The 26,244-nt window shown below is 41.3% G+C and carries 22 protein-coding genes; 1 reads left to right on the top strand and 21 read right to left on the bottom strand.

What is annotated here, in order from left to right:
* Positions 1-9: 9 nt before the first annotated feature.
* The 12 genes from DEM91_RS04520 to DEM91_RS04465 all read right to left on the bottom strand — a co-directional run bounded on the left by DEM91_RS04520 (position 10) and on the right by DEM91_RS04465 (position 19,879).
* On the bottom strand, positions 10-1,368 hold the full coding sequence (locus tag DEM91_RS04520) for a substrate import-associated zinc metallohydrolase lipoprotein (RefSeq protein ID WP_249858131.1): 1,359 nt from the start codon (positions 1,366-1,368) through the stop codon (positions 10-12).
* 5 nt (positions 1,369-1,373) lie between these two features.
* Positions 1,374-2,954 (bottom strand): RagB/SusD family nutrient uptake outer membrane protein, encoded by a 1,581-nt coding sequence (locus DEM91_RS04515; protein WP_249858130.1) that lies wholly within the window; start codon positions 2,952-2,954, stop codon positions 1,374-1,376.
* A 22-nt stretch (positions 2,955-2,976) separates the two neighbouring features.
* A complete protein-coding gene (locus DEM91_RS04510) occupies positions 2,977-6,288 on the bottom strand; it encodes a SusC/RagA family TonB-linked outer membrane protein (protein ID WP_249858129.1) in 3,312 nt (1,103 codons plus the stop codon).
* Between the two features lie 1,008 nt (positions 6,289-7,296).
* Positions 7,297-8,145, bottom strand: coding sequence for a hypothetical protein (locus DEM91_RS04505; RefSeq protein ID WP_249858128.1), 849 nt, complete (start codon positions 8,143-8,145; stop codon positions 7,297-7,299).
* A gap of 184 nt (positions 8,146-8,329) precedes the next feature.
* Positions 8,330-8,524 (bottom strand): hypothetical protein, encoded by a 195-nt coding sequence (locus tag DEM91_RS04500; RefSeq protein ID WP_008124599.1) that lies wholly within the window; start codon positions 8,522-8,524, stop codon positions 8,330-8,332.
* A gap of 218 nt (positions 8,525-8,742) precedes the next feature.
* Positions 8,743-9,885: a DUF1735 and LamG domain-containing protein gene (locus tag DEM91_RS04495; RefSeq protein ID WP_025071477.1), complete on the bottom strand. Its 1,143-nt coding sequence runs from the start codon at positions 9,883-9,885 to the stop codon at positions 8,743-8,745.
* 30 nt (positions 9,886-9,915) lie between these two features.
* Positions 9,916-11,034, bottom strand: a complete 1,119-nt coding sequence (locus DEM91_RS04490; RefSeq protein WP_249858127.1) for a glycoside hydrolase family 18 — start codon at positions 11,032-11,034, stop codon at positions 9,916-9,918.
* A 21-nt stretch (positions 11,035-11,055) separates the two neighbouring features.
* Entirely contained in the window at positions 11,056-12,687 is a 1,632-nt protein-coding gene (locus DEM91_RS04485) for a RagB/SusD family nutrient uptake outer membrane protein (protein ID WP_249858126.1), read from the bottom strand.
* A gap of 6 nt (positions 12,688-12,693) precedes the next feature.
* Positions 12,694-15,987, bottom strand: a complete 3,294-nt coding sequence (locus DEM91_RS04480; protein ID WP_249858141.1) for a SusC/RagA family TonB-linked outer membrane protein — start codon at positions 15,985-15,987, stop codon at positions 12,694-12,696.
* A 152-nt stretch (positions 15,988-16,139) separates the two neighbouring features.
* Complete coding sequence (locus DEM91_RS04475) at positions 16,140-17,165, bottom strand: FecR family protein (protein ID WP_195253971.1); 1,026 nt, start codon at positions 17,163-17,165, stop codon at positions 16,140-16,142.
* Positions 17,166-17,889: 724 nt separating this feature from the next.
* On the bottom strand, positions 17,890-18,552 hold the full coding sequence (locus DEM91_RS04470; protein WP_229039351.1) for an RloB family protein: 663 nt from the start codon (positions 18,550-18,552) through the stop codon (positions 17,890-17,892).
* The gene (locus DEM91_RS04465) at positions 18,536-19,879 is read right to left on the bottom strand and encodes an AAA family ATPase (RefSeq protein ID WP_195253362.1); all 1,344 of its coding nucleotides are present in this window, start codon (positions 19,877-19,879) and stop codon (positions 18,536-18,538) included. The genes DEM91_RS04470 and DEM91_RS04465 overlap by 17 nt, the downstream gene beginning before the upstream one ends.
* 281 nt (positions 19,880-20,160) lie before the next feature.
* Here DEM91_RS04465 and DEM91_RS12655 point away from each other — a divergent pair, with 281 nt between their 5' ends.
* Complete coding sequence (locus DEM91_RS12655; RefSeq protein ID WP_195253366.1) at positions 20,161-20,310, top strand: DUF2188 domain-containing protein; 150 nt, start codon at positions 20,161-20,163, stop codon at positions 20,308-20,310.
* On the opposite strand, the gene DEM91_RS04460 is transcribed toward DEM91_RS12655, so the two are convergent.
* From DEM91_RS04460 to secY, 9 genes are all read right to left on the bottom strand, one after another.
* Positions 20,288-20,845 carry an RNA polymerase sigma-70 factor gene (locus DEM91_RS04460; RefSeq protein ID WP_229039350.1) on the bottom strand — a complete coding sequence of 186 codons (558 nt, stop codon included), beginning with the start codon at positions 20,843-20,845 and terminating at the stop codon, positions 20,288-20,290. The genes DEM91_RS12655 and DEM91_RS04460 overlap by 23 nt on opposite strands.
* A gap of 189 nt (positions 20,846-21,034) precedes the next feature.
* Positions 21,035-21,583 (bottom strand): 50S ribosomal protein L17, encoded by a 549-nt coding sequence (rplQ, locus tag DEM91_RS04455; RefSeq protein WP_249858125.1) that lies wholly within the window; start codon positions 21,581-21,583, stop codon positions 21,035-21,037.
* Positions 21,584-21,717: 134 nt separating this feature from the next.
* Entirely contained in the window at positions 21,718-22,710 is a 993-nt protein-coding gene (locus DEM91_RS04450) for a DNA-directed RNA polymerase subunit alpha (protein ID WP_025071472.1), read from the bottom strand.
* Positions 22,711-22,722: 12 nt separating this feature from the next.
* Positions 22,723-23,328, bottom strand: coding sequence for a 30S ribosomal protein S4 (gene rpsD, locus DEM91_RS04445; RefSeq protein ID WP_025071471.1), 606 nt, complete (start codon positions 23,326-23,328; stop codon positions 22,723-22,725).
* Between the two features lie 66 nt (positions 23,329-23,394).
* Entirely contained in the window at positions 23,395-23,784 is a 390-nt protein-coding gene (rpsK, locus tag DEM91_RS04440; protein ID WP_008124626.1) for a 30S ribosomal protein S11, read from the bottom strand.
* Positions 23,785-23,862: 78 nt separating this feature from the next.
* On the bottom strand, positions 23,863-24,243 hold the full coding sequence (rpsM, locus tag DEM91_RS04435; RefSeq protein WP_008124629.1) for a 30S ribosomal protein S13: 381 nt from the start codon (positions 24,241-24,243) through the stop codon (positions 23,863-23,865).
* Positions 24,244-24,328: 85 nt separating this feature from the next.
* Positions 24,329-24,445, bottom strand: a complete 117-nt coding sequence (gene ykgO / locus DEM91_RS04430) for a type B 50S ribosomal protein L36 (protein ID WP_004350205.1) — start codon at positions 24,443-24,445, stop codon at positions 24,329-24,331.
* A gap of 12 nt (positions 24,446-24,457) precedes the next feature.
* Positions 24,458-24,676, bottom strand: a complete 219-nt coding sequence (gene infA / locus DEM91_RS04425; protein ID WP_004350199.1) for a translation initiation factor IF-1 — start codon at positions 24,674-24,676, stop codon at positions 24,458-24,460.
* Between the two features lie 227 nt (positions 24,677-24,903).
* Positions 24,904-26,241: a preprotein translocase subunit SecY gene (gene secY / locus DEM91_RS04420; RefSeq protein ID WP_249858124.1), complete on the bottom strand. Its 1,338-nt coding sequence runs from the start codon at positions 26,239-26,241 to the stop codon at positions 24,904-24,906.
* Positions 26,242-26,244 lie beyond the last annotated feature (3 nt).

The following is a 26,244-nucleotide window of genomic DNA, read 5'->3' as shown; positions in this document are numbered from 1 at the left end:
TGCGTTTCCTTATTTTAATGTTTTCAAATCAAGTTGATGAATCTCTGACGCCCTTCTTGTGACAATGTCGCGAAGCTTGTCAATGTCAATACCCCAAGTGTTAAGGAAGTATGATCTGAGGATGTCAAGTTTTTTAAGGATGGCATCAAGCCCAGTGGTGTCGACTTGTGGTGCGCGCTCATACTCAAATACAGGTACCTTGAAATACTCTGGTACAGGGTTGCCGTCTTTATCAAATATAGTATTCCCATCTTCGTCGACTTGGTAAATAGGATCACCACCATGAGCTGTAACGGGATAGGCATTGCCTTTGAACACAAAATATGCAAACAAGGAACCATCTTCATCAAATTGATATTTCACGTTTTTGTGGATAGAATAACGTGGGATACGATTGCCCTTGCTGTCGAGAATATAAATATATTTCCCGTCTTTGTCTTTCTCCCACATGATATTACCCTTAGCATCGGTAGCTGGCACGAGATTGTCATCTTTGTCATACAATGGGATTAGATTACCTTTCGCATCCTTTTTATACACATCATTGCCATTTTTGTCCTTTTGATAGAGGATGTTGCCGTCTTGGTCTTTTTGAACAATCAAAGCCTCGTTCATCAGCTTCTTCCATGCAGCGGGAGTAGAGGTGACGTATGTGGAATACATTTCGGCAAAGTCCTCATTGTACTGTTCGCTGGCATAACCACTGATGAAACCTTCGTGTAGAGCTTGCTCGTCAGAAACGTTAATCCAGTCGGTGGTGTGGTATTTACCAACGGAAACCGTACGATACTCTGTTGAATATTCCTTTTTCTGCGTCAGGATATGACAAAACTCATGGTGCATGGTATGAAAATACCAGTAGTTGAGGTCAAGTGGCAAGTCGCGATGGCTCTTCAATGGGTCGTCTTGGTTAACATAAAGATTGTCAAGATCAAGATTGTTGATACGGAAAAGCGTAATCTGGATGCCACCCTCAGCGGTACCAAGGATAATTTTGTTTTGTCCGTCATACTCTGGAGAGCCAATGAGCTGGATAACTCGGAAGCAGTTCTTCTTCAGGAAATCCTTACCCATCAGTTCGGTGTAAGCGTCAAGCCATACATGCTTCAAAAGGATGGACATGGCTCTTGAGTTCTTTTCGTTAGCTGGAACAACGTTATAATTGTTATTGGTGAGCTTGTCAACGTAACGATAATTGAACTCGATGTTATAAGGTTTGGCGTAATTGGCCTCTAACCATTTGTCAAACTCTGATTGCTGCATGGTAGTCTTGGTGAAGACAGAGTTGTTTGTATCAACGTCGTCTTCCTTGCAGGCGTTGGTCACCGCAATGAGTGCCAGCAGCATGATGATTTTGATATATTTCATTGTGTTCATTTTTTAGGAGTCTTACTTGTGTTTGCTTCTCTTGGATTTGCTTCCAGTCCTGCATCGATTACATCGAGCGGCAATTGGATAGCGCCTCGCAAGTCGCCCGGTTTGAAGAAAATGGGGTCTTCTCCATCTAAGAGGTGACATATGGTGATGCCGAAACGTTTGATATCAAGGAAGCGTCCGCCGTGCCAGAAAGTCTCTATGCGACGCATTTGCAGCAACATGTATATCATGTTGAGCTGTGTTCCTTCTTCCAAAGTGAACCCTTGTGGGTGCAAAGTCTTTTTAATACTTCGATCACGATTAGTGGTAATGGTATCCTTTGCGAGAGGAACTTCGTTAATGAATTTATTCAGACTTTCTTGGGTGAGCGTAGGTCGCTTGGCTGTTCCTTGCACTGGTTTGGTGTGTGCGGTTATCCAAGCATTCATGTCAGCCAAGGCTTCTGCGTATTTTTTCTTCATCACATACGCTTCTGCTCTCTCAAGCAACACTTGGTCTGTGGTGAATACGGGTCTCACGATATGTGGAAATCCTGTGTCGTTAATCTTGTCGGTCACTTCGAAATACTCGTTGACGGTTGGAATCCAAACCTTTTGGTTATTGCCATAAAGCTTGCGTGCCTCCACAAGACAATTATTGGAAGACCCACCACGTGGAGCCCATGGCATGGGTGTCCAAAATGTTTCACAATCCGTCATGGTCATGTTGTGGTTGAAACGTGAACCTGTGCGGGCTAAACGCGAAACTGAGGGCAGAATTAGCAAGTTGGCATTCTCTGAAGTGCTGATATATTTGTTAGAGAATGCATCTATCGTCAGTGATGCATATTCGTTCATGTTTCTGAGCACACCTGATGGATTGCTGCCCAAAACCTCGTTTGCGTACTTGATTGTTTTATCGTAGTTGAGATAAAACAGGTTGAAACGAGCCGCGAAAGCGTAAGCTGCCTTTGCGTTGAAATGATATTTGGGCACTTTAAGGTAAGTGTCGTCCAATAGTGGCAACGCTGTCTCAATGTCTGCATTGATATTTTCGTAGAGTTGCTTGAGCGTACCACGAGTGTTCACCGACACGTCAGGCACCTTAGGATAAGGCAAACCGAGATACTGTTCAGCCTTTGCGGGGTCCCAAGCCATGCAGAACACCGTAGAAAGACGGAACATGGAGTAGGCGCGGCAAAGCAAAGCCTCTGCCTTGGCACCATTGAGTTCGACTGGTGTCCCCAAGTTCTCGATGGCCTGAAGAGCAAGGTTAGCTGAAGCCACGGCGGTGTAACAGTGGTTCCAAATATATTTCGGGTCATCGTTACCCTCTGTTTCAACGTCTTTCCAACGGTAGAGTTGTTCTTCTTTGGGAGAATAACCAAAGTTTGTTCCGTTGTCATCGACATTGTCGCTGCTCATTTCAAAAATATAAGTTGGGTCTTGTTTGGGATAAGCCGAAACAAGAAGTTTCTGGACTTTATCCACGTTGTCCACTTCGGCTCTGTCATCAGGCAATTTGTCGAGATAGTCATTGCATGATGAGGTTATGCCCAACGCGAAGACTGCCGAAAGGAATAAATATATCTTTTTCATATTCTTAACTTGTTAAAGGAATTTATAGTCCAACTCTGAGTGTCATTGTAAGCTGTCGAGCCATTGGCACAGCTACACCACCAGCGTTGAAGAACTCTGGGTCTTGACCGTTGAGCTTCTTGTCCGCATAGATAAGGAACAAGTTTGTACCCTGCAATTTGAGGTTGACCTTGTTCAAATGTAAATAGTTAGCCCATCGCTGTGGGAAATCATACGACAGTGAAATTTCTTTCATGCGTATAAAGTCGCCCTTTGCCACACGTTCTGTAGAACGGTTATAAGCATTGTATGCGTAGCTCAATCTTTGGTCTTGTTGGCGTTGACGCAAGTCAGGGATGGCAGGTACGTTGGTTGTCATCTCGTCGCCTGCTTTTGTCCAACGGTTTCTGAACTCTTTTGGTGTAGCGTCAAGGTCTGAATACCAAGAGTAGAAAGCAGGGTCAAGACGCACCTTATTTCCAAAAGCGTAAGTTGCAAAGACGATGAGATGCCATCCTTTATAAGAGAAAGTATTGCCCAAAGAACCTGTATAGGTAGGATCGACAGGACCTTCATACTTCAAATGCTCAATGTTACGAGATTGGAAGTAGATGCCACTGGTAGTCTTCTCACCATTCTCATTGATAAAGGTTGGTATACCATTCTCGTTCAACCCTTGGAAATCCATGGAGAACAATGAGCGATATGGATAACCTTCGAGCGTAAAGCCAGAACCTGTAATCATCTGAATAAGGTTTCGACGATTCTTTAATGAGGTCACTTCTGTCTTAACATGAGAGAAGATGAAGTCTGTGTTCCATGTAAAATCTTTGCTCACAATGTTCTTGCTGGATATAGAAAGCTCTTCTCCATTCGACTTCATGGAAGCCACATTGGCATATTCTACAATAGTACCCTTGGTTCCATTGGTGATGCGCGGACCTATCAAGTCATAGTTGTTACGACGATACCAATCGAAAGTAACATTGATACGATTGTTGAGGAAGCCCAAGTCCATACCAAGATTAAGCTCATGTTTCTTCTCGTAAGTAAGTTCATCGTTGGCAAAATCCCATATCTCAAGTCCCGATTCCTTGTCAACTGTAAATGGTCTCCAAGGGTTGTAGCTCTGGATAATTACTGCAGCGTTGGTCACAGCAGGTTTGTCACCCGTCAAAGAGTAAGACGCTTTGAATGTGGCATGTGTGAGACTGTTCTTGAAAGCTTTTTCAAACCATGGCTCCTCGTGCATGTTCCATGCTCCAGAGATATTCCATGTGGGCAGCCATCGAGCACTACGAGCCTTACCCAAGCGGTTGCTACCCTCGTAACGCACAGTTCCGTTGATGGTGTAGCGACCTTTCCAAGAATAGGTACCCGTTCCGAAGAAAGACACTTCGCGACTATGTCCGTTAGACAAGTCATAGTAAATTTCGTTCTCTTCGCGCGACTGTTTGAAATATCTGTAATCGTACGAACCGAGCAATCCCATTTCGTATTGCATACCCACACCGTTGAAATAGCTGCGGTTACGGTCGGTATTGTTCACTTCCATACCTCCAAACAAGTTCACAATATGGTCGTTGGCATACACATCATTATAGCTTGCTGTGGCACGGAAGTCCCAGCTGTTCATCTTGTACTTTGTCTCGCGATAGAAACCACCATTGGGCAGTACCGAGAATGGCAAGCTGTTAGGCACGTCAGGGTCTGTGTAAAGACGCTGGTTGCCATAAAGCATGGTGGCATCGTCCATGGCACGGAAAGCCAAAGCAACGTTAGAGTTGTCCTTTATCTGATTGGCTTGTGTTGTCGTAGAGAACTTGTAAGCGCCCAACATTGCCAACTCTACTTTCGTAATAGGCTTATATTTTAGTTCTGCCTGAACTTTAGTGTCAATGACATCATAGTCATTAAAGTTGTTCGCCAACTCATGGTGAATGTTGAATGGCGCATAGTTTCTAACGTAGAATTCATTGGCATCCAACGTTCTTGATGTATTGATAGCATAAGAATAAGGGTTGATATCAAAGTCGCGAGTCACGGCTCCTGTCACATTGTCCACATGCTGGTTCATGGCACCCGGTGATTTTTGCTTTCTATAAGCAGCATTTCCAATCAGATTGAGCGACAAGTGCTTGCTCATGTTGTACAATGCATTGGTGCTGAAGGTGTATCGTCTCACGTTGCTCTGTTCAGTCCATCCGGGGTCGTTCATCATAGAGAAAGAGGTATAATACTGTGCCTTCTCTGTTCCCGAAGAAATACTGATGGAGTGATTCATTGATACAGCGTTGCTGAACAACTCGTCAAACCAATTGGTATTGCGCATTTCGGCCGCTTGCAGATACTTTATTCTTCCATCTTCTGTGTTTGGAAGCAAGAATTTGCCTGTGGTGGGGTCGTATGTGTTCATCAATTGGTACATCTTGCCATACACACCACTTGTGGATGCGCGATGAGTGCGACCAAATGAAATCATACCATTGGCTTCAAGCTCTCTGTATATACCCATTTGCTCTTGTGAGTTCATGATATTGAACTGACTATAACTGGGTTTCAAACGCATGGTAAATTCACCCGTATAATTAATATGTGTCTTACCAGCTGTACCTTTTTTGGTAGTAACAACAATCACACCTGACATAGCGCGCGCGCCATATATAGAGGTGGCGGAACCGTCTTTCAAGATTTGGAAGCTCTCAATGTCGTCAGCATTCAGACCTGCAATGGCTGATGAAATAACCGTTGCAGCATCTCCAGATGATAACTGGTCTGCATTGACTTCTGTGACATCTTCCATGATAACACCATCGACCACCCACAGAGGCTTACTGCTACCATAAATAGAGGTAGCACCACGCACGCGTATCTTCGGTGCCGTACCAAAAGTTCCTGACACATTCTGGACACTCACACCTGCGGCACGTCCCTCGAGTGAACGGCTGATGTCGGCAACACCATCAAGTTTGGACTTTTCGGCATCCACCTTAGTAGCCGCACCAGTAAAGAGACGCTTGTCCATCTTCTGCATACCAGTCACCACTACTTCGTCTACTTTCTGTGCGTCCGATTGCAATACGATCTGCATGTTTTGCGTACCGCGCAGGGTTTGTGACTTCATTCCTATGTACGAAACCGTAATCATAGGATTTTTCTTGGTAGAGGTAAGCGAGAACTTACCATCTACGTTAGTTACCACGCCTGTCTTTGTTCCTGTGATCATGACCGATGCTCCAATCACTGGCTGCCCATCATCGCCGGATGTAACAGTACCATTGATCTGTGTCTGGGCATTAGCCAAACCTACACAGAGAAACAAACTTACAAGCAACATTGTTAATCTTTGTTTCATAACCTCATTGTTAAGTTAAAGTCTTCTCAAATCATTCACTTATTATTCATAACTTTTACGAATAAAAACAAACACTACAAAAGTCCAAACTCCTCATTACGAAATAAACTATAAGCGTTTGTTGAATAATCGTATTTTGCAAAAATAAACTAAACCTTCAATTTTAGCAAATTTTTCCAAACAGAAATTTACAGATTAAACGTTTATTAACATACCAACAACGGGATTATGCCTATACAGCACGATTTCCCCAAACAAATATTGACTTGTTAATGTACAAAGGAAGGTATGAAAAACACCAACATATTGCTTGTGCTGAGGCGCAGAGGCACACGATTCGTGCGGCCAATCAAACGCCAATTGAATTGATGTTACATCTTGGTTGGGTGGACACACGAGCCGTACTCCCCTACCACAATGCGGTTACGACTCCCCTTGCGTAACATTTGAGGGCTATTACAACTGAACAACGACAGCAATCTCAAAATAACATTTTTGTTGTGTAATTTTACCAAAAAACGGCCATCTAAAATCTTCAAAATAGAAAAAATCAATAGGCAAACACCCAACAAAAATGGGCTGATTTTAACAAAATAAACGGTTTTTTTAATCAAAACATTGATTTAACGGTCTTGGAAACATGTATTAGAGGTGTTATTCACATGCTTCAGGAGCATTAAAGCATGCAAATAGGAGGCTTATCTCAATGCTTTAACTGCCAAAAAGTGATAAAAATAGGAAAGAAAAGCGACACCGTAAGCATAACGAATTAAATAACAACGGATTATGAAACTTGCTCATAACTCGCGTATTTGCGACCAACTTTATCGTTGGATGTTTTCACGCGAGTTATGAGAGGCACTTTGTAAAGAAAATTCAGCAATAATTATCATTCCATACAGTGAACCACCAATTTTACAATCGCTGTTTAGTTGGCGTTATTCGTTATTGAAACGTACGCTCATTGACATATTTATGTCATTCGTTGAAATTGTGGTTTACTTCGATTTATTTCTTCGTAATGACATCAAACTCACAAACTTTCGAAATCGTACGACCTCCTTGCACCACAGTGGCGCATATCTTTGCACGCCCCGACTTTATTCTATTGTCAGCCTTCACCATGGCAGTATAGCGGATTCCTGTACCCGGTTCGATTTGTTCTACACGAACACTCGGGGAAATGGTAAGATGCTTGTTGTTGGTAGTTTCTAAAACTATCGGTTCGACATTATATAAAGTCTGAGTACCCTGATTGTAAACTTCAAACACCACTCTGCAAACCTCCCCTCGCGATATGGCTCCATCCTGATTTTGGTCTATCAGTCGTGCATTTCTAATTTCCATGGTTGGCGCATAAGTGAGACCTTTGGCTAACTTCTCTACGCTGGAGGTGGCAGGAGTCTTCTTCGTTGGATACTGAATCATGAGTGAATCTTCATCGCCTTGTCTCTCAAAATCCAAGAGACGGTCATCCCCACTGTTTGTTTCGTCATATCCACTTGCGTCCCAACCCTCTCGCTGATAATCGTACATGTTTTCTTGTTTCTGCTTCTTGATTTGTTGGCGTTGCGCTCTCTTCTGCGCTCTTATCTCCTTATCTCGTTGATACTGGTCTAAATCAGCTTCTCGCTTTTTATCTGCATTTGCTCCGATAGCTCCACCAACCACAGCACCGCCTGCCATTCCAATTATCGTTCCTAAATCACTTCCACGAGGGCCTCCAGAGATTCCTCCAATAGCACTCCCCAATATCGACCCTAAAGAGGAACCTGCATAAGCTCCACTTCCCGCATAAGTACCGCAACCACTGCATACAATGAGGATAGCCAACGAAATAAGTAAGTTTTTTTTCATGTTTTCTTGATTTATAGACGGAGTATAGAATCACACTCGACGCACGATACAAATATACAAAAACTCTTCGTAACCTCAAGAGGGAATTTCCCCATGAGCCGTAGGATTTCCCCTAAATTCTTGTTATTCTGCAAAATAGAATGGATTGGGACAATCCCCACCAGCTTCATATTGAGCAAAAAAATTAAATCGCTTGATAACCTTTTATACTGTTGGTTTTCAAGATATCTCGCAAACTCAACTCTTCGTGCGCAGCAGATGAATCATCGACATGCTCTTCAGGCAGAGGCTGATAATTAAAAACTTTATCGTGCAAAGCACCACATCCCCAGCCTAATAAGGCTATTGCTAAAAATACCAGAAATACAATAAGTTCCATATTCTCATTTTTTATGTTCTACATAAATATCTACACGCAAAAATAAGAAATTAAGTTGACTTTTCCACAAAAACAACCTTAAAAGTGATTATCTGTAGACTTCACATGATGACAAGGAAAGAATAATGGTTTTCATGTGTAGATAAGAAAGCACATTAAAAAGGAGGTGAACGACCATGCGCGCACCTCCTTTTTACGTTTTATGTCACTCTCAAAAATTATTTGATAGAGATCGGTTCATTTAAGGGAGCAATATCAATACCGTTTGTCTTACCATCCAAATTCTTGGCTGCATCTTTGATGATATCGCCCTCGACTTTCTCAGAGCCATCAAGCTTATAATACAATTCAAGTCCGTCTGATTTAGGATCTACTCCTAACATAAATTGTTTGATTTGCTTGTCGGTACGAGCTACACTCCATACTCTCAATTCGCTCATATAACCACGGAATGGACGTTCGCCCCAAGGGAATCCTGCCAACTTACCAATGTTAAAGCCTACATCCTTATTAGGATCGAAGCCAGCAATATTCCAAGTAGACTCAGCCCACTTGGTACCATTCAAGTACAGAACAGTCTTTCCAGAAGGTTGATCGTAAGTGATGGCGACATGACACCATTTGTTTGCGGGCAGTTTGTCAGGTGATTCGTAATGCTGGTTTCCTGCAATTTGTAAAATACCTCTACTAATGCCGCCGCCTTCGTCACCAACGCGTAATATCATGATACCTTCGCAACCCATAATGGTATTATTCGATCCCCAACCTGTAGAATAAACTAAAGCCTCATAGGTAAACGACTTAAAGAAAGTTCCTGCTGGGAATTTTACAGAAATATAGTGATTTGTGAACGTACCCACCTTGTTAATTAAGATTGGTTTCGCTAAAATAACATATTCTATATCCTCACCAGCCACTGTAGGAACGCTACTTGATTTTACTCGAACAGGCAAGATATAAGACTTTCCTGCTTCAAGACTATTCAATCCAGACAGGGTAAGTACCACTGGTTTGGCGTGCGTCGCACCTGCTTCAATCACAGCTTGCGGTGTGTTTATTTTCGCATTTTGTGCATTGAACGGTAAATAGCCTGTACCATGCTTCGCATTATACTCTTTTACCAATGACTCTTCTGCTACCTCATACGATACATTCACATCCGACGACAGAAGATTACTAAGACGAGAGGTGATATTTACATCCATGACATCTTTTTCTTCTTTCATCGTTACCTGATATTCACTGCTCTCGAAGTAAACCTTTTCAGCGAGCAAATCACTTTCGCTCTCATTATTGCATGCTCCTAACAAGAGGGCTAACCCTCCCATTAAAAGAGAACGACATATATGTTTGTTTTTCATTGTTATCTCATTTTTGATGATTCACTAAACTTACTTTTTCTTTTGGTTGGCTTTCCATTCATTATAAACCTTCTGGTTAATCTGAATAGCTTGGCGCATCCACTTGTAATTAGGCGTATTGTCGTAGTCGTTGTCAAAACGATAAGCACCTACACCACCTTTACATCCGTTGGTTGGCATCAAGGCTGCCTGTTTTAACAGCTTACCACCACTACTAAAACTCGATTCAAAATTCTCTGTGATAATCAGTTTTTTGGTATCGAAATCATAGTAATCCAAACTGGGCACCCAGCCATACGATTGTGCAATCCAATAATCAACATAGCCATCCAAGGCTTTGGTTAGACCATGGAATTGTCCGTCAATACAAATTAGTTTGTGGCCATTGCCCTCCGGGTCACTCTTTGGACCAATATACTTGTTCATTTCCTTAATCAAATAAATTAAGTCTTCATTGGTTTCTAAAGTTCCATCCATGTCAAAGACACCACTTCCTATTTCCCAGTCGATGTCATAACCATCCCAATCGTTAGCAACCAAGGAGTCGCAGAGTGCTTTCGCAAACTTTGCCAACGCTTGTTTATGGCTTTCCGATCCACGTTTGCCATTGTAACCCCAGAACTTCCAACGAGCTTGTTTCTTTGCCTCATTCAGTCGTTTCTCGTCTTTGCTCCAACCTTCCTGTTCTGCTTTTTTCTCCACTTCGTGGTACACATAATCAGGAGTTCTACCCTTTCCGATGTATGAAAGCAGGGTAACCTCCAAAAGTCTGGTTCCTTTCACTTTTTGCACAAACTCTTTGTCAGCCTTTTGTGCAGGTGTGATTTGAAATCTGTTAGGGGCACCACTCCACATAGACACAATATCCATACTGTCGGGCATCGAACTAAGATAGCCTCTACGGTAAGTGCCTGCTGGTGACCAGTTAGAATACCAACCGAATGCTACAGGGCGACCATAATTATTAGCCGTTTTCTTATAAGCTCTTAAATCAGCGTAATATTGTTCGCTCTGCTCATTGTTCATGGTGTTATAACCACCTACATGGTCAAACTCTTTTGCTTCGGGTTCTAACATATCACTACAGGAGGTCATGAACATTCCTATCGCAAGAGCGAGAAATAGTTGATGATATTTAAAACGTTTCATTATTTTTCAATTTTAAGTATATTATTTATTCTTATTATCCCACCACAGGCGAGTACCAGCCTTATCCTGTCCGTCACGTAGCATCTGACGCGCTTTGTCCAAGTTCTGCTTGTCCTCATCAGATGTAGCCCTATTGGCAGGGTAACGCATTCTGCGAATACCGATATTGGTATCAACCTCACCGTTGCTGTAATTCGCCATTACCTTGTGTAGCTTTGGATAGCCCGTACGACGATATTCACTCCAAGCTTCCTGTCCGTTAGGATACAATGCAATCCATTTTTGAATCATGATTTTCTCTAACTTCTCTTCGTTACTGCCACCCCACTTTACGGTAGCTTTTGTAACTGGAGGCTCTGAAACATTCACGTTAGGATACCACATACTTAGCTCATATTTCATCGGTGTACGGCCAGAGTTCATATAGTTGTCTACCTCATTGGCAGGAATGCCATTCTCTTCGAACGACATGGCAATACCCTTGCGATACAAGTCTTCAGCAGAACCGTTGACAGAAATGCCATGTAACGCTGCTTCTGCCAAAAGGAAATACACTTCAGAGGCGCGCATCCAATAAGTGGCGGTTGTCTTGGTTACATTGGGTCTTGACGCCATTTTATATACATCGTTCTGCTCCGTAATGTTACCAGTTGGTACTGCCAGGTATTTTCCGTATTGTCCCAAGTCCTGAGCGTAATAAGCTTCAGACTCTGTAAAGTACTTGGGAAGTCGTGGATCTTCGTATCCACCTAAATAAGCCTGCATCGATGAACCCATGCGACACTCATTGTATTGGTTCGATAAAATCTCAATGTTGTTGATAAAGGTAAGTCCTGCACCCTTTTCCATTTTTGCTTCATCGCCCTTAGACTGCATCACACCGTAAGGATTGTTCACCGCTTGCAGTACATACTTCTTTGACATCGCCTCATCGGCATAATATACACGCATCGCCAAGCGAAGCATTAAGGAGTTGGCATAGACTATCCATTTCTTTACATTGCCTCCATATACGGCATCGGCATTGGGCAATAATTTGGTAGTACCATGCTCGAGAGCATTTGTTAGCACGCCAATGGCATTCGTCAAATCTTCAAACATGCATTTGTACACGTCTGCCTGACTGTCGTAAGGTACACTAATAAGTCCCTTTCCAGCCTCTTTGTAAGGAATGGGGCCGAACATATCAGTAGCCTTATGCCAAGTAGATACTTTGAGAATTTGTGCCAAAGCATAAGCCTCTGGGAAGTCTTTCTCGGTCTTTATCTTGATGTCTTGCCACAACGGTATCACTTTGGTATATGCCGAAGTGTACGATGCCGACACCCAACCGTCCATCAAGAAATAGGTTAAGTTGTTACGACCGCTGTTCCAGTTGTTGTTTTGGGCAAAGTAACCACTCCAACAATCGGCAGCCAAATGATAAGCTACTTGATATTCGTTGGCAACATTCGTTCCGTCGTCTTGTGTACCAACAGGTACTACGCACTTTTGCAAAGCTGTTATAGGACCACCGACAGAGATACCGTCCATTTTACCTTCTTCGGGAAGCATCTCGAACTCGTTGGTATTGATTTTCTCAAAGTCGCACGAAGCAAACAATGACAAAGCCAATAAACCTATCATATATTGTTTATATCTTAGAAATTTCATAGTTGATTAGAATTTAAATTTTACACTAAATCCATAACTCTTCAGACTGGGCTGCATGAAGTAATCGTTTCCTTGTCCATAAGTACCTGTAGAAGGAGTCACCTCTGGATCGAAAGGTGCCTTGCAATAAATCATCCAAGGATTGTTAGCCACAAACGAGAGTGTTAAATCTTTCACCACATTATTGAACCAACGAGAATTAAACCTGTAACTGAAAGTTAACTCTTGCAATCTAACATTGGTTGCACTATAGGTATAATAGCCAGCCAAGGCTGTTTCGCCAGTACCTATCAAGTTATAATAGTTTTTGGCATCGAACACTCCCTGTTCTGGAATTAGCACACCACCAGCATCACGAGCATCGGCAGAGGCTTGCGACACACCAAACTTATCGAGCAATGCTTGTGTAGAAGAAGTAACAACACCACCCACACGTGCATTGATTAAGAAGCTTAGTCCGAAGCCTTTATAAGAGAATGAGTTGTTCCAACCCATCGTAAAATCTGGGGTGGTCTTACCGAGGTACACGGGATCTACATTCTCTACGTTGAAGCCACCAGAAGAGGTAACATTGATAAAGCCCTGATTGTCTTTAGCCAAGAACTTATTTGCGTAGATGTCGTTGATAGAACCTCCAACCTTTAAGATAACACGCCCTTTATCTTTAGACACTTGTGGGATATTTATGGGTTTAGGACTCAAAGGATGGGTGTAATCTTTCACCATCTCAATAATTTCGTTGTTGTTGTGCGAATAGGTAAGCGAAGAGTTCCAACCTAACTCGCCAAAGTTGTCATGATAACCCAAGGTCATCTCCACACCGCGGTTCTCCACATTTCCTGCTTGTAGATATACGGCTTTATAACCAGAGCTTTCTGGCAATTCACCGATAAACGTTTGGTTGTAGGTGTTTGATTTGTACCATGTGAAGTCGAAAGATAACTTTTTGAAAAACCGTGCCGTCAAACCAAACTCATACGACTTTGTACGTTCTGCCTTATAATCGGTGAACGGATAGATGTCGGTTGATTTCAAGCTACCTCCCAAAATAGGCGTTGTAATGGTTCCCGGTGTCATACCCGAACGTGATACAGGAGAACCTACTTCGGTGAACGAACCTCTTACTTTGAGATAAGAAATGGCTTTGGGTAATTTTACCATTTCAGAAATGATGCCTGACAAACCAACTGAAGGATAGAAGAACGACTCTTCAGAAGAATTAACCAAGCGCGAATTCCAATCGTTTCTGCCTGTTAGGGTAAGATAGAGCATACTCTTGTAGCCTAATTCGGCACTGGCAAAGGCTGCCACATTGCGCACCTTGCTATCACCACCAGTCTCACGAATCTTACTGTCGGTAGGATCGATATTCGTCAAAGAGAACTTATTGGGTACTAACGTCAGATTACCACCATAGCCTCTGGTGAGTGAGCCATAATCAGAATAGCTGTAACCAATGTTGGAAGCTAAGCTAAAGTCTCCAAAACGCTTGTTGATACTGGCAATAAAGTCGACATAGGTTTGATGATCTTTATAATTATAATAATCGTATGCGCCCTTTGACTTAGCAAACACATCGTATGAAGAAGCGTAGATTTTTCGTTCGCTCGTCATAAAAGTTCTGTCAAAACGAACACGACCAGCAAGATCCAACCAATCTAAGACGTGATAAGTGAGGCCTGCATTGAACATATATCTGTCTTTATCATCAGGAGCTAAATTACGATAAGCTGTCCAATAAGGGTTTTGATTAGCAAATTTACCATCTAATATGGGCCAATACTGCAATGGGAAGTTTCGTGTGTTGTCGTAACGCTCAAACGTTTTGATAGCATCGAACGACTCACCACGTGGGAACAAATAAGCAGCAACAATAGGATTCCAATACTCACCTTGAGATACCATATTGTTGTCTTTTTGCTTGATGTACGATGCGCCTAAATCTAATTGAACCTTACCACCAAAGAGTTTTGAAGAATTGCGAACAGTAAAGTTCAATCGGTCGTACGTATTGTTTGGCACAATGCCCTTTGAGTTAGTGGAAGCTACCGATGCAAAGGTTTGATTATACTCATTACCTGTGTTTAGGGTCAATGAGTTGATAAAGTTAGTACCTGTACGGAAGAAGTCTTTTGCAGGGTCGTACGAACTGGGCGTTGCAAGCTTTTCACCCCAACTCTCATAAGACCCTGCTTTGTTACCATAAGTGTTTTGAAATTTAGGCATGAGCAAGGGAGAGCTAAAATCGGCTGCTGACGAGAAGGATATTTCCATTTTGCCCTCTTTACCCTTTTTAGTGGTAATGAGGATAGCTCCATTCGCTGCATTACTACCATACAAGGCAGCGGCAGAAGGACCTGCCAAAACGTTGATGCTCTCAATATCTTCGGGGTTAAAGTCGGCAATGCCTTCACTGCTGACACGTCCCTCTCCTAAAACACCACTGTCAGAACCTCCATTGAAATTGAACAAGGGGATACCATCTATTACATACAACACATTATTGCTGCCTTCGATAGATTTTGCACCACGCATAATCACACGTGTGGCACCACCCACGCCACTGGCACTTTTGGTAATGCTTACACCTGCCACCTTACCATTGAGCGAGTTGACAAAGTTGGCATCCTTGTTACGAGTTAGTTCTTCACTCTTTACTTGTTGTACATTGTAGCTCAAAGCTTTCTCCTCTCGCTTGATACCGAGAGCCGTTACTACCACTTCACCCAGTTGTTTGGAACTTTCGCTTAAGACGGTAGTAGAGGTGACATCAGAAGCCTTGAATTCGCGAGTAGCAAATCCAACATACGAGAATTCGAGTATATCATTGCTACGAACATTGAGGCTATAGTTTCCATCAATATCGGTTGCAGTTGCATTCTTGCTGCCCTTCACTCTCACCGTAACGCCTGGGAGCGATTCGCCATTTTCATCTGTCACCTGTCCTTTTACACGAATCGTTGCACCACTTTGAAGGGTGTTTTGTGTCTGAGGCTTGTTCTTTTGACTGATTAAAATGTGTCGGTCGGTGATGGTATATTCTATGTTGGTGCCCATAAAAAGCTCCTTCAACAAGTCGGATAGCTTCATCTGGGTAGCACTTACTCTCACCACCTTTTTAAGATTCATTACATTCTGTCCGTAATCAACAGACTTATTTGTTTGTTTTTCTATGGCAGTAATCATGGTCTTGAGAGTTGCCTCACGCTTCTGCAACTTGATGACTTGATTTTGAGAAAAACCTGCCAATGAAATCAGCAACAATGCACTTACAAGAAACAGCTTATTCCATGGCATCATTGTTAGAAGTGTTTTTTTAGTCTTAGGTTTCATACCTTTGTTTAGATAAAATAGATTTAGTTGTTAGAATTTATTTCTTATTTGTCTACAGGAAATTAGTACGCTTGACTGCTAAACAAGCATCAATATTAAGCATAATTACCTGATTGCGTTTACTTGTGAATATCTGCTTGGCGACCTCCTTTCTTGGTATAGATTATGATAATGTTATTTTGTTTTGTAAAATGTAAATGGTCAGAAATATTGCAAAGCACGTGCATGACATCGTCTATGGTCTCATCTTCACGGAATGCCATGGTATATTTCTGGCTCAAATCAACATCTGATGCGATGTTCAATCGAATGTTGTATCGTCGTTGCAAATCGGCTATAATTGTTTTAAGAGGAGCTTGGTTAAAGTAAAGTCTACCGTGCATCCACTGACTATAATCGTAATTTTCTACTCGCTGCTTTTTCATCATGCCGTTTACACGGTTATACACCACCTGCTCATCGGGCAGAATAGTCATAGCTTGTTTATTTTCATACACGAGGACTTTACCCTGAGCTAAGGTAGTGGTTATGTTTTCTTCTGCAGGATAAGCTTTAATATTAAACTGTGTACCCAACACCTTGACTTTCAAATTACCAATGTGGACGATAAATGGCTGCTTTGATTGATGAGTCACCTTAAAAAAAGCCTCGCCATCTAAATACACCTCTCGGCTATGTGCAAAGGTACTAAAGTGCTGAGGATAGGATAAAGTAGACCCTGCATTGAGCTTAACCTGTGTACCGTCGGACAAAGTGAGCGTACCAATATGTCCCTGGGAAACATAAAAATCGGACAAAGCCATATTCTTTGTGCTCTGATAGGAAGTGATCCACCAAACACCAAGGCTCAACAAAATAGGAAGTGTAAGAATTGCTGCATATTTTAATAGATGTCTTAATCGATTGGTTGCCACTGGATGCACGATGGATACTGACCGTTGCCGATTAAATCTATCAAAAGATTGATCCAAAGAGCGGATATCCATCCTACTGGAAGTTTCATTCCATATTTGTTTCATCGCTTCCTCCTTGGCTTCACTATCCTTGGAGTCAGACAGCCACCTTATAATACGATGATGATAACGGGCTGGGATGAGTCCGTCAACAAAAAATCTCATGATTTTGTAGGCTGGTTGTTGATTCATAGTTAGGTGCTTTTCTATAAGACAACTGCAAAGAGCGTCACACGTAGTTAATAAATATTAAAAAGCGAATTGTGTGCTACATCCGCATTCTATAAGGCAAGGCAGTTTTACACGGCTTCTTCATTATATGACATTTTTACGAAAACAAACGCCCTCAAAAACATCAAAAATAAAATGAGTGATACGCTTTATTAAAAGGTAATAAATGCTGAATTTTCTTTACAAAGTGCCTCTCATAACTCGGGTGAAAACATCCAACGACAAAGTTGGTCGCAAATACGCGAGTAATGAACAAGGTTCGTAATTCATTGTTATAATGAATGTTACGCCAATGTCAACTCTTTTCTTTCCTATTTTTACCACTTTTTGTCGACTAAAGCATTGAGATAAGCCTCCTATTTGCATGCTTTAAGGCTCTTGAAGCATGTGAATAACACCTCTAATACATGTTTCCAAGACCGTTAAGTCAATGTTCTGACTAAAAAAACCGTGTATTTTGTTAAAATCAGCCCATTTTTGTCCATCGTTTGCCTATTAATTTTTTCTATTTCGCAAATTTTCAATGGTCGTTTTTTGGTAAAATTACAGGACAAAAATAACGGTTGCCTTTGTCAATGCTCTCTTGGGCATTCTAAAAGTGATTTATAGACACAGTTATGCTTTCTGCCTCCCAAATCATTTCTGGCCCATATGATTGGCATTCACTGTAGACTCAAGCAGGAAATTAGTTCCTGTTCATCACGCTTTTCGCCAGCAAATACACTCTCGTACCGAGAGTTTGCGGCCAACGGTCAGTAGGATTCTTATCTAATGCTCTTGCTCGCTCTATCGCATCTTCTATATGAGCTATCAAAGTTAGTGCATCGTAGGATGACTCATGGTAAGAACCCATCTTCTGACGCAATCGTACCTTCAAATATGGGTCGGCATTTTTAGACTTTCTGCGATTCTTCATCCATTGCTCCTGTTCTTCGGGTGACAGCGATGCTGCATCTTCCATATGCAATAAAAGCCATAGCTCGAAACAAGGATTACTTAAAGCCATATGCATGGCAACTTCCTGCGAACATTCCGTGGCTACATGAGACAACATAGCCTCTGTCCAGCGATCTTTGTCGACTACTAACCAAAGTTCGTCATCCGCCTCTAAGTCATATTTGCTTTTGTAGTCATTGAGTTGTTTTAATACATGTTCTGGGCTAGAGTTGTTCTGTTCATTCTCACTCCGTTCTAATATATGTACGTGCACGCGCAGATTAGTATATTCTTTGGCTAATGCCTTAAAATATATCCGCTCCGTGTCTTTGCCTTCGGAGGCTATGACTATAAGGCGAGCGTCACGAAATGCCTCCCGACGTTTGCGCATCAAACTATTCCTGCTTCGCATCGTCCCAATGTATATTATTCAGTTCGCCAAAGAATGGAATTGCTCCATAGCGACCATTCAGATAACCTTTTTGTACATTCTCTCTTGGCTTGTACTCACATAGTGAAGATAAATGGCTTGCTCCTTTTTTGTCCTTTTCTACAAACCAGACTTCATCCTGACGGATAGGGGCGGTAGAAAGTAGATTGGACTCATGGGTGGTGCAAATTAACTGCATTTGTGAATCGCTTCTAAGCAAACTGTTGTACATCTCCAACAGTTTCAATGTCAACATTGGGTGTAAACTCCTGTCAACTTCATCAATCACATAGACTGCATCATTAGCACGCATATCTATAAGCATTGGAATGAAGTCAAACAAGCGTGACGTGCCATCAGACTCTTCGAACATTTCGAATATATAGTCCGAGTTACTGCCTTCTTTTTTGTGGATGGTTTTCAGCTCATGCCACTTCAGATTCTTCGACTTATCTTTCTCTGCAAAGATGAAGCGGTTCTCATTATGAATCACCACACCAGTTTCGGAATCTTTACCTTCAAGACTTTCCTCTATCTTTTGTCGGATTTCATCGGGAATGCCCAATTCTTCAGGTTTAGACTCTACGCGACGAAGGTCTGAGATACCTATTCCAAAATAATTTAGCAGTTCGCGCATCACAGTTCTGAACTGAGTATCGTTCACAACTCGGAAGGGGAAATCTGTTCTATGTGTATTGGGGAAGATAATATTCAGATTCTCAAACCATTTACGAGCTAATTTAATCGCATCTATTCCCTTTCCGTTACGCTTGATATACTCACTTAAGAAAGTACCCTTGGTAGGTGTGCCGTCAATCAAGAACTTCAAAAATTGTCCATCCTCATTTTTTAGGAACTGAGATGCAATAGTATTATCCCAACTATCACCATTGCGTTTACGCTCAAAGATCATGACGTCATTGCGACTACCAGTCCTATATAGCCATTCTTCAAGCAAGCCGCCTTTCGAAAATGCCACACCGTAAGCAAAGAACTGGCTGTCTACCTTAAACTCCAATTCGATACTCGAACACTCTTTGGGTTCATCCGTCATCTTGAAATAATTATATTTGAGAGTGTTCCAACCACTCAAGGCAAACTCCTTGATAATAGCCAAACATTTTATGATGTTTGACTTTCCGGAAGCATTGGCACCATAAATCAATCCCATACGGAGCACGGATATATCATCCCGTTTTTCTGCCCGTGACACTTGCAACGGCAATTGGTCGCTCTTGCTGGCTGTGAACAAGATACGCGTTTCCTCGTTAAACGAGTAAATATTTTCAAATTTGGCTGACAATAACATAATGATGTTTGATATTTCGTGAAATTTCGATGCGAAAATAACAAATTATTTGAGAATACAGACGGATACATACGTTAAATATGTGTAAATATGACAATATTTACACTAAGCTCCGTTATCCTGTCAGTTATTAGCACTATTATATAGAAATTTGTCTTTGTCTGAATATTTGCACAGTAAATATAAGGTGCTATGACATGTTTGTCAAAACTGGGTGCAGAAAGGAGGTGTAATAAATGAGAAAAAACCAACATAACGTTCCCGCTGGAGATAAGTGAGGCATAAAGGGCGATGGTAATTCAAGACTGACTTCAACATTTGATAGACAGTCCGATGCAATTGCTGTAGCTCGTCAATTTCCAAAAATCAGCATTCCGAGCTATATATTCACGGTCGTTATGGACAAATTTAGAGATAGTGAAAGAGGATAAAACATACGAGCAGTCGCCTAATTTGCGCAAGTGCTTGGGAGATGTGCGTTTCTACAGTTCGTTTACTGATATTCAACCTGTGCCCAATTTCTTCATTACTCATACCGTCCAACCTACTCATTGTAAAGATTCTGCGCCGCTGGTCAGGCATTTGGCTTGTCACGCGGTTGATAAGTTCTTGTAATTCTTCACTAAAGATGATGCCTTCTACATCGGCATCGTCTTCAACATCTGCATCGGTTAATGATTGAATCTTATGCCGTACACTGGAGGATTTTAAGGCATTAAGAGTGCAGTTACGTGCCATAGTATAAAGATAGGCTTCAAAATTTGTCATGATTTGGATGTTGTTTCGCTTCATCCATAATTTAAGAAAAATATCCTGCGCAATATCTTCAGCTTCACTCTCCACGCCAACAAACCCATACACAAAGTTCTTGACTTTAGGATAGTAAAGTTTAAATATAACATCGAAAGAATAATCATTTTCAGTATGATGAGACGTTCGACTAAAAGAACGCTTGCGATTAGACATTTTTATGACAACAAAGGTTTTACATGACAAATATACTACAAAATAATGACACGCAAATAAGAATTTTCATTATTAAGGAGTAGAAGCTGAAATATACTTCTATACGTTGCAATTTCAGAAGAGAGAATAATAAAAACGCTCTCAACCAAATTGGATGAGAGCGTTAATATTGAAAGAGATACGGAAAACTTACTCAGCTGCTTTTTCTTCTTGTGCTTTTTCTTCTGAAACTTCCTTTGGTGCATCTTCAGCAGATACTGCTTCAGTAGCGTCAGCTGTTTCAACAGAATTTTCAACCTTTGCAGTTTCATCTTTCTTACCAGTAGAACGACGACTACGACGAGTTCTCTTAGCAGTCTTTTCTGTTTTTGCCATATTTTCATCAAAGTCTACTAACTCAATAAATGCTATTTGAGCAGCATCGCCTTGACGAGTACCTAATTTTATAACACGAGTATAACCACCTGGGCGGTCACCTACTTTAGGAGCAACGGTTTTGTAAAGCTCCGAAACAGCAACTTTGTCTTGCAAATAACGGAATACAACACGGCGCGAATTAGTGGTATCGTCCTTAGAGCGTGTAATCAGTGGCTCTACATATTTCTTCAAAGCTTTGGCTTTGGCGAGGGTCGTAGTGATTCTTTTGTGCATAATCAGCGAGCAAGCCATGTTTGCAAGCATAGCGTTGCGGTGAGATGCAGTACGACCTAAGTGGTTGAATTTTTTATTGTGTCTCATTTTTTGTTTTGTTCATTTGTGGAGTTGGAATCGCTTGTTTTTTCAGCATTGCAAGTTTTTAGAATGATAATCTTAACTTATCCATTAAGAAGAAAGAATTCTAAACTTAAAAACTTATCAACTAAAAACTCATCTTATTCCTTATCCAGTTTGTACTTTGAAATATCGGTTCCAAATGATAGATTCAGACTCTCGAGCAAATCATCAAGCTCTGAAAGCGATTTCTTACCAAAGTTGCGGAACTTCAAGAGGTCTGTCTTGTTATATTGCACTAAGTCACCAAGTGTCTCAACATCGGCTGCCTTCAGACAGTTGAGTGCACGAACACTTAAGTTCATGTCCACTAACTTAGTCTTCAGCAATTGACGCATGTGCAACACTTCCTCATCAAACTCTTGGTTGGTATCCTGATCAGGATTCTCAAGTGTAATCTTTTCATCAGAGAACAACATGAAGTGATAGATGAGAATTTTTGCAGCCTCTTTCAGCGCATCCTTAGGAGATATGGAACCATCCGTAGTGACTTCAATCACCAGTTTGTCGTAGTCGGTTTTCTGTTCTACACGATACGGTTCAACTGAGTATTTAACATTACGGATTGGGGTGTAGATCGAATCGATTGGGAGTACATTAACATCTGTGCAGAATTGACGATTCTCATCAGCAGGAACGTATCCACGTCCCTGATTAATGGTCAAATCAATTTGCATTGAAGCTTTGGCATCTAAATGACAAATCACCAAATCAGGGTTTAACACTTCAAATCCAGTCAGATACTTACCAATATCACCAGCTTTGAATTCTGTAGAATTCTCTACGGTGATACTAACTTTCTCATTCTCGAATTCTTCTACTACTTGCTTGAATCGCACTTGCTTGAGATTCAAGATAATGTTGGTTACATCTTCCTTTACACCAGGTACTGAAGAAAATTCATGCTCAACCCCTGCAATTCGCATAGTGTTGATAGCATAACCTTCGAGTGATGAAAGGAGAATGCGGCGCAATGAATTACCAATGGTAATACCAAAGCCAGGCTCTAATGGTCGGAATTCGAACTTACCGAACTTATCATCAGCCTCCAGCATTACTACTTTTTCAGGTTTTTGAAATGCTAATATCGCCATTAATTTAATGATTTATTTAGAGTACAACTCAACGATTAACTGCTCCTTAATGTTCTCTGGAATGTCAGCTCGCTCGGGCTGATGTAAAAACTTACCGCTCTTTGAGCTCTCATCCCATTCTATCCAAGGATATTTACTGTGGTTAAAACCTGCCAAAGATTCCTCAATAACTTCGAGAGACTTTGCTTTCTCGCGAACACCTACAATCTGACCAGGTTTAACTGCATAAGAAGGAATATTGACAACCTTTCCATCTACCACAATGTGCTTATGACCAACCATCTGACGGGCAGCTGCACGAGTCGGTGCGATTCCCAAGCGGAAAACGATATTGTCAAGACGACTCTCTAAGTTCTGCAACAGTACCTCACCAGTAATGCCATCAGCTTTAGCTGCCTTCTCAAACATATTACGGAACTGGCGTTCGAGTACACCATAAGTGTACTTTGCCTTTTGCTTCTCTGCCAACATGGCTCCGTACTCAGACATTTTTCTGCGACGGTTGTTGCCATGCTGTCCAGGAGGGAAGTTTCTCTTGGACAAAACTTTGTCAGCGCCAAAAATGGGTTCACCAAATCGGCGTGCAATCTTAGATTTCGGACCTATGTATCTTGCCATAATATATAATAAAATAATGAATATACTGGAGAATTAATCATCACATCAATTCTCCAGTGAATAAATTTATACTTTACGTCTCTTAGGTGGACGACAACCATTATGTGGTAATGGAGTTACATCAATAATTTCGGTTACCTCAATTCCTGCACCATGAACGGCACGGATAGCAGATTCACGACCATTGCCTGGACCCTTTACGTAAGCTTTAACCTTGCGTAAACCTAAATCATAAGCAATTTTTGCACAATCTTCACCCGCCATTTGAGCAGCATAAGGAGTGTTCTTCTTAGAACCTCGGAAGCCCATCTTACCTGCAGAAGACCATGAGATAATTTGTCCCTCGCTGTTTGCAAGAGAAACGATAATATTATTGAATGAGCTATGGATATGTAATTGACCGATAGCATCAACTCGCACATTTCTTTTCTTAGAAGCTGTTGTTTTCTTTGCCATAATTTCTTTTAGTTTAAAAGTTAGAAGTTTTAAAGATCAGAACCTTGAAGATTCCAACGTTCAACTAACAACTAAATGTTACTTAGTAGCCTTCTTCTTATTAGCAACAGTCTTCTTCTTACCCTTACGTGTACGAGCATTATTCTTAGTGCTCTGACCGCGAACAGGAAGACCATTACGATGTCTAACTCCACGATAGCAACCAATATCCATCAGTCGCTTGATATTCATTTGGACCTCTGAACGGAGATCACCTTCTACTTTGAATTCAGCGCCGATAATTTCACGGATACTTGCAGCTTGGTCGTCAGTCCACTCGCTAACCTTCAAATCACGGTCGACGCCTGCCTTATCCAATATCTTTGCTGAACTACTTCGACCAATACCATAGATATAGGTCAATGCGATTTCGCCACGCTTATTTTGGGGCAAATCTACTCCAACAATTCTTATTGCCATTTGTTGATAATTAATTAAATAATTGTTTTAAATTGGGCGGTAGTTGTTCAATTCACATTGAACAAGAAATCCACCATTTCTTGATTTAGCCCTGACGTAATTTAAACTTAGGGTTCTTTTTGTTGATAACGAACAAGCGACCTTTACGACGTACTATCTTACAGTCGGGTGTGCGTTTCTTTAGTGATGCTCTTGTCTTCATATCTTTACTTGATTATTTGTATCTGAAAACGATTCTACCTTTTGTCAAGTCGTAAGGACTCATTTCGACCTTTACTTTATCGCCAGGGAGAATCTTGATATAGTGCATTCTCATCTTTCCAGAGATGTGCGCAATTATCTCTACACCGTTTTCAAGTTCTACACGGAACATTGCATTTGATAAACTTTCAACAATTGTTCCGTCTTGCTCAATAGCGGATTGTTTTGCCATAATAATTATTTTCTTTCTAAAAGTTAATTCCTAATCTTAACTGAATGTTTCATTGCTAATCTTCTACCACAATAGACGAGCATGATATTTTTTCCTTATGCACGAACTATATTTGACTTACTTGTTTTGAATCATATAAGCAAGTGCATTTCAAGCTTGCCCATCCTCTTGAGAACACTTTGCCATAAAACATCAATCAGAGATAAGAGTTCTTTCAGTGTTGATGATTAGTAGGCAGACACATTACCGCCCCGAGTATGACCAGAGTTCAGTAATCCATCATAATGGCGCATGAGCAAGTGGCTCTCTATCTGTTGCAAAGTATCAATCACAACACCAACTAAAATGAGCAAGGATGTACCTCCGAAGAACTGTGCAAATCCTTGTTGAACATTTAAGAGATGAGCCAAAGCTGGCATAATAGCGATGAATGCAATGAACAACGAGCCAGGAAGAGTTAGACGAGACATGATTCCATCAATATACTCTGCTGTTTCTTTCCCTGGACGAATCCCAGGAATAAACCCATTGTTACGTTTCATATCCTCAGCCATCTGTGTCGGATTCAGTGTAATAGCTGTATAGAAGTAAGTAAATGCTATAATCAGTATTACATAGATTGTGTTATACAACAAACTATGAGTGTCCATCAGAGAGCGCAAGATGGGAGATGCATTATCAGATTGATACTGGACAATTTGCAACGGTATAAACATCAATGCCTGTGCAAAAATGATAGGCATTACGTTTGCAGCAAACAACTTTAATGGAATGTACTGACGCGCACCTCCATATTGCTTGTTGCCGACAAGCCGTTTGGCATATTGTACTGGAACCTTACGAGTTCCCTGTACCAATAAGATTGCTGCACATACAACTGCAAAGAGAATTAATATTTCAACGATAAACATGACCAATCCACCACCGCTAATTGCCTGCAAGCGAGAACCCAATTCCTGTGCAAACGCTTGAGGGAGACGAGCGATAATACCAATCATAATAATCAATGAAACACCATTTCCTATCCCCTTATCGGTTATGCGTTCTCCCAACCAAAGGATGAACATACTTCCTGCTGCAAGGATAATGGTAGCCGGAATCATGAACACAGTCCATGAGATACCCGTTGACAAGGCCTGTGATGCCATGAACTTCAGGTTCATAAGATAACTCGGTGCTTGTAACAGTAAGATAAATACTGTCAAATAGCGAGTGTACATACTTATTTTTTTCCGACCACTCTCTCCTTCTCGCTGCATCTTTTGAAAATAAGGTACAGCGACAGCAAGAAGTTGCATAACGATAGAAGCTGAGATGTATGGCATAATTCCTAATGCGAAGATTGACGCATTAGAAAATGCACCACCAGAGAACATGTCGAGGAGCGACATCAAGCCGCCTTCTGTCTGCTTTTGGAGTTGTCCTAAGGAAGCAGGATTAATACCCGGAAGTACTACGAACGAGCCAAAACGATAAATGGCCGTAAACAGAAGTGTAATAAGGAGACGCTGACGCAAATCCTCAATCTTCCAACAGTTCTTTAGTGTCTCAATAAACTTTTTCATTAC

The sequence above is a fragment of the Prevotella sp. TCVGH genome (genome assembly GCF_023522295.1).
Classification (GTDB): Bacteria; Bacteroidota; Bacteroidia; order Bacteroidales; family Bacteroidaceae; genus Prevotella; species Prevotella timonensis.
Note: the sequence above shows the minus strand (reverse complement) of the source record. Positions and strands in the feature narration are given on the sequence as shown.

Coding starts and splice junctions, on each gene's coding strand:
- DEM91_RS04520 (WP_249858131.1), bottom strand. CDS start 1,368: ATGAAATATATCAAAATCATCATGCTGCTGGCACTCATTGCGGTGACC.
- DEM91_RS04515 (WP_249858130.1), bottom strand. CDS start 2,954: ATGAAAAAGATATATTTATTCCTTTCGGCAGTCTTCGCGTTGGGCATA.
- DEM91_RS04510 (WP_249858129.1), bottom strand. CDS start 6,288: ATGAAACAAAGATTAACAATGTTGCTTGTAAGTTTGTTTCTCTGTGTA.
- DEM91_RS04505 (WP_249858128.1), bottom strand. CDS start 8,145: ATGAAAAAAAACTTACTTATTTCGTTGGCTATCCTCATTGTATGCAGT.
- DEM91_RS04500 (WP_008124599.1), bottom strand. CDS start 8,524: ATGGAACTTATTGTATTTCTGGTATTTTTAGCAATAGCCTTATTAGGC.
- DEM91_RS04495 (WP_025071477.1), bottom strand. CDS start 9,885: ATGAAAAACAAACATATATGTCGTTCTCTTTTAATGGGAGGGTTAGCC.
- DEM91_RS04490 (WP_249858127.1), bottom strand. CDS start 11,034: ATGAAACGTTTTAAATATCATCAACTATTTCTCGCTCTTGCGATAGGA.
- DEM91_RS04485 (WP_249858126.1), bottom strand. CDS start 12,687: ATGAAATTTCTAAGATATAAACAATATATGATAGGTTTATTGGCTTTG.
- DEM91_RS04480 (WP_249858141.1), bottom strand. CDS start 15,987: ATGATGCCATGGAATAAGCTGTTTCTTGTAAGTGCATTGTTGCTGATT.
- DEM91_RS04475 (WP_195253971.1), bottom strand. CDS start 17,165: ATGAATCAACAACCAGCCTACAAAATCATGAGATTTTTTGTTGACGGA.
- DEM91_RS04470 (WP_229039351.1), bottom strand. CDS start 18,552: ATGCGAAGCAGGAATAGTTTGATGCGCAAACGTCGGGAGGCATTTCGT.
- DEM91_RS04465 (WP_195253362.1), bottom strand. CDS start 19,879: ATGTTATTGTCAGCCAAATTTGAAAATATTTACTCGTTTAACGAGGAA.
- DEM91_RS04460 (WP_229039350.1), bottom strand. CDS start 20,845: ATGTCTAATCGCAAGCGTTCTTTTAGTCGAACGTCTCATCATACTGAA.
- rplQ (WP_249858125.1), bottom strand. CDS start 21,583: ATGAGACACAATAAAAAATTCAACCACTTAGGTCGTACTGCATCTCAC.
- DEM91_RS04450 (WP_025071472.1), bottom strand. CDS start 22,710: ATGGCGATATTAGCATTTCAAAAACCTGAAAAAGTAGTAATGCTGGAG.
- rpsD (WP_025071471.1), bottom strand. CDS start 23,328: ATGGCAAGATACATAGGTCCGAAATCTAAGATTGCACGCCGATTTGGT.
- rpsK (WP_008124626.1), bottom strand. CDS start 23,784: ATGGCAAAGAAAACAACAGCTTCTAAGAAAAGAAATGTGCGAGTTGAT.
- rpsM (WP_008124629.1), bottom strand. CDS start 24,243: ATGGCAATAAGAATTGTTGGAGTAGATTTGCCCCAAAATAAGCGTGGC.
- ykgO (WP_004350205.1), bottom strand. CDS start 24,445: ATGAAGACAAGAGCATCACTAAAGAAACGCACACCCGACTGTAAGATA.
- infA (WP_004350199.1), bottom strand. CDS start 24,676: ATGGCAAAACAATCCGCTATTGAGCAAGACGGAACAATTGTTGAAAGT.
- secY (WP_249858124.1), bottom strand. CDS start 26,241: ATGAAAAAGTTTATTGAGACACTAAAGAACTGTTGGAAGATTGAGGAT.